We start from the raw sequence: 11,080 nt of genomic DNA on the forward strand, positions 1-11,080 counted from the left end.
ATCCTCTGCGGTTTGCTTCCCCGGTGGCGCTTCGCTGACCGGGCTACGGGTTCACCACCATCTGCAACCCGGGAGTTCATCTATCCCTACCCCAATATCTCCCTGACTACCGGGCCAATCTCCTCAAAGGCCTGCGGAGAGATAATATCCACATGGGCGCAATCCTGGCTAAAGACCTCCAGCTCACCAACCCACGGTCCCCAGACCACCTGCGGATCCATACCCGCCTGACGAGTTCTCTCCGCGACGAACAGCGTCGCCTTACCGTCAAACTTCGCGCTGTGCGCAGTGGTCAGCAGACGTACTGCATCGGCGTAGTTACCTTCGATAACGCTGAATAGCTCGCCGGAAGCCTGCCCTTGTTGAGCAGCAAGAAACGCCTCGCGTTCGCGGGCAATCTCCGCCAGCACCTCGGGATCCAGACCGTTAGCCTCCTTCTCCGCCCAGTTTTGCGTTTCCGGCGGCCAGGTATCCAGCAGCCCGAGGAACGCCACCGCTTCGCCGCGCTGGCGTAAACGGGCGGCAATGCCCTGCGCCAGCGTGCCGCCGAGCGAATAACCGAACAGGTAATACGGGCCGTGCGGCTGCTGCTGAAGCAGGGTTTGCAGATGATGCTCGCAGACCGCATCCAGATCCGCCGCCGTCGCCATCGGCCCCTGCGGTCGCGGCGACTGAATGCCGGTGATAGACCAGTGCGGGCTTAAATAACGTGCCAGTACGCTGAACTGCCAGGCAAAACCGGAAGCGGGATGGAAGCAGAATAGCGTCGGACCATCGCTCTCACGCAGCGGTAGGATAGTGTCGTAACCCAGACGCTGCGCCTGCTCATCGCTGAGATCCGAAGCCAGCAGCGTGCTCAGCTTGCCGACGGTCGAAGCGACCATCACCTGCCCCGGCGTGACTTGACGTTCCAGCTCGCGGCTCAGCTGCGCCGCCAGACGCATCGCCAGCAGCGAATGGCCACCGAGGGCAAAGAAATCAGCGTCGATATCGTTCACCTCACAGCCCAAAAGCTGGCTGAACGCCGAGGAGACGGTCGTTTCAATCCCCGGCGCCGGCGGACGACCGCTGCTCTCGCGGCTTAGCGTCGGCAACGGCAGCGCTTTGCGATCCAGCTTGCCGTTGGCGCTCAGCGGCAGCTCTGGCAATTGAATCAGCACTACCGGCACCATATGCGGCGGCAACTGTTCCCCCAGCCGCGCTTTGAGCACTGCGGTATCCAGCGGCAGACCGGATTCAGAAATCAGATAGCCCACCAGCTGACGAGCATCACCGCCGGTCGCCGCCGCCTGGTTGAAAACGCAGGCATGAGTCACCGCCTGCGCGACGTCCGGCAACGCCGACATCACGCGATCGATTTCGCCCAGCTCAATACGCTGACCACGAATTTTCAGCTGATCGTCGCTGCGCCCGAGATACTCCACCGCGCCGAAATCCTGCCAACGGGCAACGTCGCCAGTGCGATACATGCGCTCGCCCGGTGCATAAGGATCGGCAATAAAGCGGCTGGCGGTTAAATCAGGACGCCCCAGGTAGCCCTGCGCCAGCTGAATGCCGGTCAGGTAGAGATCCCCCGCCACGCCCGGCGGTACGGGACGCATCGACGCATCCAGTATGCGCAACCCGGTATTCCATACCGGCCAGCCAATCGGCACGCTGGTGCCGGTCACCGCCGCCAGCTCAGGTCCACAGGCCGGATACCAGCTGACATCCACCGCCGCTTCCGTCGGGCCGTACAGGTTATGCAATGGCGCTCCGGTCAGCAATTCCCACTCCCGGCACAGCGCCGTCGGCAGCGCTTCACCGCTGCAGAATACCCGCCGCAGGGTTTGACAGGAGGCGACATTTTCCACATCCAGCGAAGCAACGAACGCCGCCAGCATTGACGGCACAAAGTGGGTCGTGGTCACGCCGTAACGTGCGAAGAACTGCTGCATCGCCAACGGGTCGCGATGGGCCTCCGGCTCGGCCATCACCAGCTGCGCACCGGCAATAAACGGCCACCAGAACTCCCACACCGAGACATCAAAACTGCACGGCGTTTTCTGCGCCACCACGTCATCAGCACAGAGCGGATAGTGGTTCTGCATCCACAGCAGGCGGTTGACGATGGCGGTTTGCCCGACCATCACGCCTTTCGGTCGCCCGGTAGAGCCGGAAGTGAAAATGATATACGCGGTATGCTCAGGCTGAGATATGGTCAGCGGTGCAGCGTCGCTCGCTTCCAGCGGCTGCTGGTAGCAGAGGCTTTCCAGGTTGGGGATATCGCTAAAGCGCGCCAGCTGATCCTCAGAAGTAATCAGTAGCGATGGACGCGCATCTTCCAGCATCATCCGCAGACGATCGTCAGGATAACCGGTATCCAGCGGCAGCCACGCGGCCCCGGCTTCGACAATACCGTGCAGCGCCAGGGTCAGGAATACCGAACGCGGCAGCGCCACCGCCACGCTATCACCCGGTTTAACTCCGCGTGTGCGCAGCAATTGCGCCAGCGCCACCACCTGCTGGCGCATCTCTTTGTAGCTAAACTGCCAGTTGGCATCCGCCAGCGCCGGGGCATCCGGGGTTTTCGCCGCCTGCTCCGCCACCAGCGCGCTTAGCGTAGTGGAAGGCAGAGCAATGCCGGTATTGTTGACCTGCTCCAGTTGCGTTATTTCCGCCGCCGATAGCATATTCGCGTCGCCACAGCGCAGGCCCGGATGGTCAGCAAACTGCGTCAGCAGCGCGGATAGCCGGGCGATATGCCCGCGCAGCGTCTGTTCATCGTAACGCTGTTTGTTAGCCAAGATCTCCAGCGACAGGCCACCCGCTTCGTCCGGGAACAGTGCCAGCTCCAGATCGTTGACCGGACCGGTGGCCAACGTATGGGTCGTCGCCTGCACGCCGTCGATATCCAGCTGATAATCGAAAACTTTGATATTGAGCACCGGGCCAAACAGCGGCTCATCGCCCGCCGCCTTGCCGCTGTCGCGGACGATCTGTTCGGCATCGTAGCGCTGATGGCGGCGCATTTTTTTCAGCTGCCCGGCAAGGCGCGTTGCCAGCTCGGGCAGCGTTTCCTGCGCGTCAATATTGACCGCCAGCGGCAGGACGTTCAGCACCGGCCCGGTAGCGGTTAACGCCGCAGATCCCATGCGGCGCATAAAGATAAAGCCCGCCGCGTAATCCATTCGGCTGCACAGTCTCCCCAACCACAGGGTGGTCAGCGCCAGCGCCAGATCCGCACGCTGACACTGCGGAGCACTCGCTGCCAGACGGCTAAAGACGCCAGAATCGACCTCCAGCTTTATGCGCCAGATATCGGTGCCGCTCGCCCTTCCCGCCAGCGGGACGGCAGACAGCGAAGCCGGAGACGGTAGCGCTTTACGCTGCTCCTGCCAGAACTGTTTGTCGCGCTGCCAGGCGTCGCTACTGTAGTAGCGTTGATACTCTTCCACGACTTCCGCAAAGGGAGTAAACGGCGAGGCAGGCGTTTCTTCACCCCGCTGCCAGGCGCGATAAATTGCAGCGATCTGGCGAGTAATCGCCGGGAAACTGAAGCCATCGACCAGCAAATGGTGATAACGCTGATACCAGTACCATCGATTATCTCCTACCCGTAACAGCTGATGGCAGACCAGCGGATTGCCGCCGTCTACGCGCAGATTCTGTCCGAGCTCGGCCTGCATTAGCGCCATCGCGGCAGCGTGCGGGTCGCTCGCAGTGCGCAGATCCTGATAATCCGGTTCGGCAAACACATAAGTTTCATCGACCCACTGCCAGGCTTCACCGTTATCTTCACAAAACCGCATGCTAAGGGTGTCGGCTTGCGACAGCCCGGTGACAATCGCCCGTCCGAGCAGGTCCGGGTCAATCTCACCGTGCAGTTCTACATAGTGAGCGACGCTCCATGCGCCGGGCAGCGTCGAGAGGCGCTCCGCCATCCAGATCCCCGGCTGTGCCGCTACCAGCGGTAAACGAGTGGTCATGATCGACTCCTTAGGACGCATGGTGCGCGGGGGTGAGGGTTGACCAATTTGCTGCCAGCCAGGCGTTGCACGCGTCCAACGACTGCGGAGAGCACTCTACCGTCCAGCCCTCCGGCAACGCGCAGTGGTGCGGCCACAGGCTGAACTGCTGTTGGTCATTGCGCAGAATGTAAAACTGCCCTTGCGGATTGTCGAAGGGGTTACTGAATTGCATGTCAAATTCCTCGTAAAGCGCGCTTTGCTACTCTTCGCGGCATAAAGGCTGCCACAGCTGGATTAACCCCGCCGTCAGCCCGCCGCGCCAGCAAAGCGCATCATGCCCGCCGTCAACCTGACGCCAGAAAATCGTCTGCTGTTCCAGATGCGCAAGAAGCGCCTGGCTTGCATGAAAAATGATCGGCTCGCGAATACCGGCTTCCAGCCAGATTCGCAGCCCTTGCGGATGTAATTCGCCGCGGCTTAGCCGATCAATCAGCAGGCCCGTCTGCGCCCCGCCGCGATGTGGCCACCAGTAAGAGCCGGACTGACTGAGCACGCAACCAAAGCGCTGCGGCCAGTAGAGCGCGGCGAACATGGCGGCCAGGCCGCCAAAGCTCTGGCCAGCCACCACGGTTCGGTCAGCGCGATCGCTGAAAGGGGCCATCTGACGAACTAACGGCAGCAGCTCTTCCTGAACCGCCATCCAGAACGCTTCATTGCAGGGAAGCTCTTCGGCACGATGCTGATTATCAATCACGTCAATCAGCAGATAAACCGCCTGCGGTAGCCGCTTTTCGCGGGTTAAACCCGCCAGCGGCGACCATATCGGCATGCTTTCGGCCCAGAACTGGCCATCAAGCAGAATCGCCAGAGGGCGCTCTTGCGGATTCGCATCACCGGTAGCGTAAACCCAGATCCGTCGCGTATTGCCGAGGCGCTGACTCTGCCACTCAATGCAGACCGGCGGCTGATAAGGTTCATCGCGCAGCGCCCAGCCCGGTTGTTCCGGGGCTTCAGGCAGCTCCAGCGCAGACACCGCATGACCGCGGCCGCCCTTCCAGCTTTGTGGATTGAGCGGGTCGGAGATCGCGCGCGGCAGCAGTTTGCGCCAGCCTTCGCGCAGCAGCGTGCGGTCCGGGCTATCGCCGTTAAAAAGCTCAGGGGAAAAGTCGTTATCGCACTCGGAGGGAACAAAACAGTAGCTCCCGCGCCAGGTGGGTGAGAGCGTGGTTTGCCAGCACCAGGCATCGGTACCGGGAATGCGCTGCAGCGTTTGCGGCACGGAATTCTTATGGTGGTCAGTCACGCCGGTGATATAAATCCACACCCGCTGGATTGCCGAAGACGTTTCATTGCCTGCCGGATCGCGCCACCAGAAGGTCACCCGGTACTCGCCATCCACGGACTCAATCTGCGGACCGGAGATACTTCGCCACCAACCGTCACTTCCTGTCTTTTGCATTCCTTTTTCAACCTTATGTTTATCGTGACATTTATCAACAAACGTATCAATAAACGCAATATTTATTGATAATATTATTGATAACTATTTTCATTTGCAATAGCGTATTAGCGCGCTGTGGGAAGCGCGTCTTTCAAAATTAAACATGTCAGAGATGGCTTATTTAGAGCCAGGACAGCAGGCGTCATTGTTGCCGGCAGTTTGAACACGGACAGCGCGGAGAACCCGGAGCGTACATAGAGTACGCGAGGAGTACGAGCACTGCCCAGGTTCAAACTGGCAAATAAAATAGCCTGCTGCCGGGTTCTTAGTCAGCGACGGAGTGCGTATGCCCTCTACTGGCAACATTGATACCACCTCCCCTCCCGCTGGGAAGGGCCTTTTGGGGAAGGTGGCGACGAAAAGCAGGATTTACAATGAATAACAGGATCAAATCCCTGGCCTTACTGGTCAATCTGGGAATCTACGGGGCTGCCTTTCCGCTGAGCGCGGCGGAAACCACCTCTGATAGCAAAACCGCCACCGCTGATGAAACCATGGTCGTCACCGCCGCCGAGCAGAACCTTCAGGCTCCCGGTGTATCGACTATTACCGCCGATGAAATTCGTAAACGCCCGCCTGCACGCGACGTATCCGAAATTATCCGCACCATGCCGGGCGTTAACCTGACCGGTAACTCCACCAGCGGCCAGCGCGGCAACAACCGCCAGATTGATATTCGCGGCATGGGCCCGGAAAACACCCTGATCCTGATTGACGGCAAACCCGTCACCAGCCGCAACTCCGTGCGCCAGGGCTGGCGCGGCGAGCGCGATACCCGCGGTGATACCGGCTGGGTTCCGCCAGAAATGATCGAACGCATTGAAGTCCTGCGCGGCCCGGCTGCCGCACGCTACGGTAACGGCGCGGCGGGCGGTGTGGTCAATATCATTACCAAAAAAGGTGGCGATGAGTGGCACGGTTCATGGAATACCTACATGAACGCCCCGGAGCACAAAGACGAAGGCTCGACCAAACGTACCAACTTTAGCCTCACCGGCCCTCTGGGCGGGGATTTCAGCTTCCGCCTTTACGGCAACCTCGATAAAACCCAGGCCGATGCATGGGATATCAACCAGGGTCATCAGTCCGAGCGTACCGGTAACTATGTTGATACGCTGCCTGCTGGTCGTGAAGGCGTCGAAAACAAAGATATCAACGGCTCGGTACGTTGGGACTTCGCGCCAATGCAGTCCCTTGAGCTTGAAGCTGGCTATAGTCGCCAGGGCAACCTCTATGCAGGTGACACGCAAAACACCAACACCAACCAGCGGGTAAAAGACAACTACGGTAAAGAGACTAACCGCCTCTATCGCCAGAACTACTCCCTGACCTGGAACGGCGGTTGGGATAACGGCGTCACCACCAGCAACTGGGTACAGTACGAGCACACCCGCAACTCCCGTACGCCTGAAGGTTTAGCGGGCGGAACGGAAGGGATTTTCGATCCAAACTCCGCATCCAAATATGTCGATTCCGATCTGAACGATGTGATGCTGCACAGCGAAGTCAGCATTCCGTTTGACCTGTGGGTTAATCAGAACCTGACGCTCGGTACCGAATGGAACCAGCAGCGTATGAAGGATATGCTTTCTAACTCGCAAACCTTTATGGGCGGCGATATTCCAGGCTACGACAGCACTAACCGTAGTCCTTATTCGAAAGCTGAGATTTTCTCGTTGTTTGCCGAAAACAATATCGAGCTGACCGACACCACCATGCTGACGCCTGGTCTGCGTTTCGATCACCATAGCATCGTGGGCAACAACTGGAGCCCGTCGCTGAACTTGTCCCAGGGACTTTGGGATGACTTCACCTTGAAAATGGGTATTGCCCGCGCCTATAAAGCGCCGAGCCTCTATCAAACCAACCCTAACTATATTCTCTATAGCAAAGGGCAAGGCTGCTATGCTACCGGTGCCGCCACCGGTATCGGCTGCTACATGATGGGGAATGACGACCTGAAGGCCGAGACCAGCGTTAACAAAGAGATTGGCCTTGAGTTCAAACGCGACGGCTGGCTGGCCGGGGTGACCTGGTTCCGCAACGATTATAAAAACAAGATTGAGGCGGGTACCGTTCCGCTTAGCCGCACCTCCATTACCAGCAAGGGGAAAACGACCTACACCGATATCTATCAGTGGGAAAACGTTCCTAAAGCCGTAGTTGAAGGTCTGGAAGGTACGTTGAATATACCGGTTAGCGAGACCGTTAACTGGACCAACAATATTACCTACATGCTGCAGAGCAAGAATAAAGAGACCGGTGAACGACTGTCGATCATTCCTGAATATACGCTGAACTCGACCCTGAGCTGGCAGGTTCATCAGGATGTTTCGCTGCAATCCACCCTGACCTGGTACGGCAAACAAGAGCCGAAGAAATACGATTATCAGGGCAAACCGGTTACCGGTTCGGACAAACAAGAGGTTAGCCCTTATAGCATCGTGGGCCTGAGCGCGACCTGGGATGTAACGAAGAACGTCAGCCTGACCGGCGGCGTGGATAACGTCTTTGATAAACGTTTGTGGCGTGAAGGTAACTCCCAGACTACCGGAAGCACAACCGATGTTTCCTATATGAGAGGCGCAGGCGCGTACACCTACAACGAACCGGGCCGTACCTGGTATATGAGCGTCAATACCCACTTCTGATGGTTCTCTTATACCCTAAATAATTCGAGTTGCAGGAAGGCGGCAAGGAAGCGAATCCCCAGGAGCTTACATGAGTAAGTGACTGGGGTGAGCGCGCGATGCCAACGCACATGCAACTTGAAGTATGACGGGTATAAATCTCCCCCGCCCTCTTCTCATAGAGGGCGGACGGGAGAATCTGTTAACATCCCGTGATGAAAATCCAACACTCAATCATTCAGCTTGCCGGTCACTCGCTTCAGCGGATAGATTTCGACCCGGCGACCTTTCAACCTGAAGATCTGTTCTGGCTCCCGCATCACGCCCTGCTAACCGACTGTGCCCGCAAGCGGCAGACCGAACATCTTGCCGGGCGTATTGCGGCGGCTTATGCGCTACGGGAAGTGGGCGAAAAAGACGTTCCTGCCATTGGCGACCAACGCCAGCCCCTTTGGCCCGTCCCGTGGTACGGCAGCATCAGCCACAGCAAACAGACGGCGCTGGCAGTAGTTTCTGCTGGGCCGGTCGGCATTGATATCGAGAGGATCATGACGCCTTCGCTGGCGGCAGATTTGGAAAGTAGCATCGTCAATGCTGAGGAAAAAACGCTGCTGGATGCCAGCGGCCTGCCGTTTGAGCTGGCGCTGACGCTGGCGTTTTCGGCGAAAGAGAGCGCGTTTAAGGCCTGCCATGTGAACGTGCAAGCCGGGAGGGGTTTTACCGATTTTGAGTTGGTGTATATAAAGGAAGGAATTTTGCTTCTTCGGCTATCCGCTAAAGAGTTTAGGCTGCAATGGATTAAGGCCGGAGAGTTTGTTATTACGCTATGTTCGTCATAAAAACAAAAACCCGCGCGGTTATCCACACGGGTTATCAGTGCACAGCCAGGATAAAATCAGCGCATCTTCTGCGCCAGTTCAGCAATAGAGGCCGCATCAAAACCGTGATGTTTACGCAGCCAGCCGCGATCTGCCGCTGCCGCATACTCGCCATCCGGGATCCCCAGGCGCTTGAGCTTAATACCGACGCCCGCTTCCGCCAACACTTCCGCCACCAGGCTACCCAGTCCGCCGTTGACGTTATGCTCTTCCACCGTAATCACCGCTTTGCACGGTTTCAGCGCTGCCAGCAGCACGGCGGTATCGCAAGGGCGGATTGAAGGCACGCTCACCACTTTAGCCTTGATTCCTGCATCGGCCAGAATCTGCGCCGCATCGACAATTTCATGCACCGTAGAGCCAGTTGCTACCAGCGCGATATCTTCGCCTTCGCGCAGCGTCACTACCGCACCGGGCACAAACTGATAATTTTCGTCGTGCAGCTCCGGCAGCGCCTTGCCGTCAAGGCGAATATACACCGGGCCCTGATAGCCAATAGCGTAATCGATAATCTGCCGACATTCGCGCGGTGAAGAAGGGGCAAAAATCTGGATATTGCCGAAGCCGCGCATCACCGCCAGATCGTCAATCGCATGGTGAGTACTCGCCAGCGGACCGTAGCTGGCTCCAGCGTTGAGGCCAAACAGCTTAACGTTGGTATTGTTATAGCAAACGTCGACTTTAATCTGTTCATTGGCGCGGGAAATCAGGAACGGCGCAGCGTTACAGGTCACCGCGACTTTGCCGCCCAGCGCCAGACCGGCAGCCGTGCCGACCATGCTCTGCTCTGCGATACCCACGTTAACCAGGCGGCCAGGGAATTGTTTAATAAACGGGGCGATTTTTGCCGTCGAGGTTGAGTCCGCTACCACCGGCACCAGATCAACACCGCTTTCAACTGCATCAATAAACGCTTCGACCATCACGCTCGCCAGGTGTTCTGCATTACTCATCTTTCAGTTCCTCCAGTGCCAGTGCAATTTCTTCGCCTTTCGGTACCCGGTGGTGCCATTCCGGGCGCCCCTGGATAAAGGAAATACCGGCACCTTTCGTGGTGTTGGCAATAACAACGTTCGGTTTACCTTCCTGTTTCAGCCCTTCCAGGGTCGCCACCACCGACGCCATGTCGTTACCCTGGCACTCGGTGACCGTCATACCAAAGGCTTTCCATTTATCGGCCAGCGGATCGGTATTCATGATTTCACGGGTCGGCCCAGCCAGCTGAAGGTTGTTCTTGTCGTTAATGATGACGAGGTTATCAAGCCCATAGTGCGCCGCGGCCAGAGCCGCTTCCCAGTTGCTGCCTTCAGCCAGTTCGCCATCGCCGGTAATTAAAAAGATGCGGCGGGAGCTATTGCTTTTCTTCGCAGCCAGCGCCAGCCCCACCGCAACAGGCAAACCGTGGCCTAGCGCGCCGGTGTTGAGTTCGATGCCCGGCGTTTTTTGACGTACAGGGTGGCCAGGAAGATGAGAGTTGGCATGCTGATAGGTATCCAGCCAGTCAACGGGGAAGAAACCCGCTTCGGCCAACACGCAGTAGTAGCAACCCACCGCGTGACCTTTTGACTGAATGTAGATATCACGCTGATCGTCAGCAATACGGTCCGGCGCAACGTTCATAATGCGGAAGTAGAGCGCGGTGATCAGCTCAACCTGAGACAGGTCGGCTCCGGTGTGCCCGCCTGCAGGGCTATTGGCATTCAATCTGACGATATGGCGACGAACGGCGCGGGCTTTACGCTCAAGTGCCTGGACATCATAGCTATAGGGATTCATTTAATACCTCTGAATTTATTTTCAACTTGGAATATTTATTCCGTCAGGGACTAAAAAAACCAGACATCCCCAGGCAACGCATCGCAAGGCTTCCGCCGCTGCATCATACTCAGGAACATTCTGCCTCCTTACCACCAGGCCTGACTGCGCCTGGGTACTTTTCAGTTGACCTGAAATCATCATGAATATATATTCAATAATGATTCTTTATTCAATTATGCAGCCACTGTTCTGTTTTTGTCCATAGCTGTTTTTGAGGATTGGCGAAAGTTAGATATCCATCACACTTAACTGTCTTTTCTTTTCGCGTATGATGATGAGCTCTAAGATAATGGCTGCACGTAA

Annotated in this window: 7 protein-coding genes; 2 read left to right on the forward strand and 5 right to left on the reverse strand. The window is 57.4% G+C overall.

The window, feature by feature from the left end:
* Positions 1 to 86: 86 nt before the first annotated feature.
* Genes entF through fes form a run of 3 tightly spaced genes read right to left on the reverse strand, consistent with a single transcriptional unit; the run spans position 87 to position 5,460 of the window.
* The gene (gene entF, locus QVF11_RS21765) at positions 87 to 3,968 is read right to left on the reverse strand and encodes an enterobactin non-ribosomal peptide synthetase EntF (RefSeq protein ID WP_287859186.1); all 3,882 of its coding nucleotides are present in this window, start codon (positions 3,966 to 3,968) and stop codon (positions 87 to 89) included.
* Between the two features lie 10 nt (positions 3,969 to 3,978).
* The gene (locus QVF11_RS21770; RefSeq protein ID WP_142464087.1) at positions 3,979 to 4,182 is read right to left on the reverse strand and encodes an MbtH family protein; all 204 of its coding nucleotides are present in this window, start codon (positions 4,180 to 4,182) and stop codon (positions 3,979 to 3,981) included.
* Between the two features lie 27 nt (positions 4,183 to 4,209).
* On the reverse strand, positions 4,210 to 5,460 hold the full coding sequence (gene fes, locus QVF11_RS21775) for an enterochelin esterase (RefSeq protein ID WP_287859211.1): 1,251 nt from the start codon (positions 5,458 to 5,460) through the stop codon (positions 4,210 to 4,212).
* Between the two features lie 365 nt (positions 5,461 to 5,825).
* Between fes and QVF11_RS21780 the strand changes: the two genes are divergently transcribed.
* Together QVF11_RS21780 and entD are read left to right on the forward strand one after the other, a co-directional pair.
* A complete protein-coding gene (locus QVF11_RS21780) occupies positions 5,826 to 8,102 on the forward strand; it encodes a TonB-dependent siderophore receptor (protein ID WP_287859188.1) in 2,277 nt (758 codons plus the stop codon).
* Positions 8,103 to 8,296: 194 nt separating this feature from the next.
* Positions 8,297 to 8,920 (forward strand): enterobactin synthase subunit EntD, encoded by a 624-nt coding sequence (entD, locus tag QVF11_RS21785; RefSeq protein WP_287859190.1) that lies wholly within the window; start codon positions 8,297 to 8,299, stop codon positions 8,918 to 8,920.
* A 56-nt stretch (positions 8,921 to 8,976) separates the two neighbouring features.
* Here entD and QVF11_RS21790 read toward each other — a convergent pair whose 3' ends face one another.
* Positions 8,977 to 9,912: a transketolase family protein gene (locus tag QVF11_RS21790; protein ID WP_287859192.1), complete on the reverse strand. Its 936-nt coding sequence runs from the start codon at positions 9,910 to 9,912 to the stop codon at positions 8,977 to 8,979.
* Positions 9,905 to 10,735: a transketolase gene (locus QVF11_RS21795; RefSeq protein ID WP_112217249.1), complete on the reverse strand. Its 831-nt coding sequence runs from the start codon at positions 10,733 to 10,735 to the stop codon at positions 9,905 to 9,907. The genes QVF11_RS21790 and QVF11_RS21795 overlap by 8 nt, the downstream gene beginning before the upstream one ends.
* Positions 10,736 to 11,080 lie beyond the last annotated feature (345 nt).

The sequence above is a fragment of the Klebsiella sp. genome, from assembly GCF_027492335.1.
Lineage (GTDB): Bacteria > Pseudomonadota > Gammaproteobacteria > Enterobacterales > Enterobacteriaceae > Klebsiella > Klebsiella huaxiensis.

Bases quoted from the DNA above. Each gene is read 5' to 3' on its own strand.
- entF (WP_287859186.1), bottom strand. From the start codon at position 3,968: ATGACCACTCGTTTACCGCTGGTAGCGGCACAGCCGGGGATCTGGATG.
- QVF11_RS21770 (WP_142464087.1), bottom strand. From the start codon at position 4,182: ATGCAATTCAGTAACCCCTTCGACAATCCGCAAGGGCAGTTTTACATT.
- QVF11_RS21780 (WP_287859188.1), top strand. From the start codon at position 5,826: ATGAATAACAGGATCAAATCCCTGGCCTTACTGGTCAATCTGGGAATC.
- entD (WP_287859190.1), top strand. From the start codon at position 8,297: ATGAAAATCCAACACTCAATCATTCAGCTTGCCGGTCACTCGCTTCAG.
- QVF11_RS21790 (WP_287859192.1), bottom strand. From the start codon at position 9,912: ATGAGTAATGCAGAACACCTGGCGAGCGTGATGGTCGAAGCGTTTATT.
- QVF11_RS21795 (WP_112217249.1), bottom strand. From the start codon at position 10,735: ATGAATCCCTATAGCTATGATGTCCAGGCACTTGAGCGTAAAGCCCGC.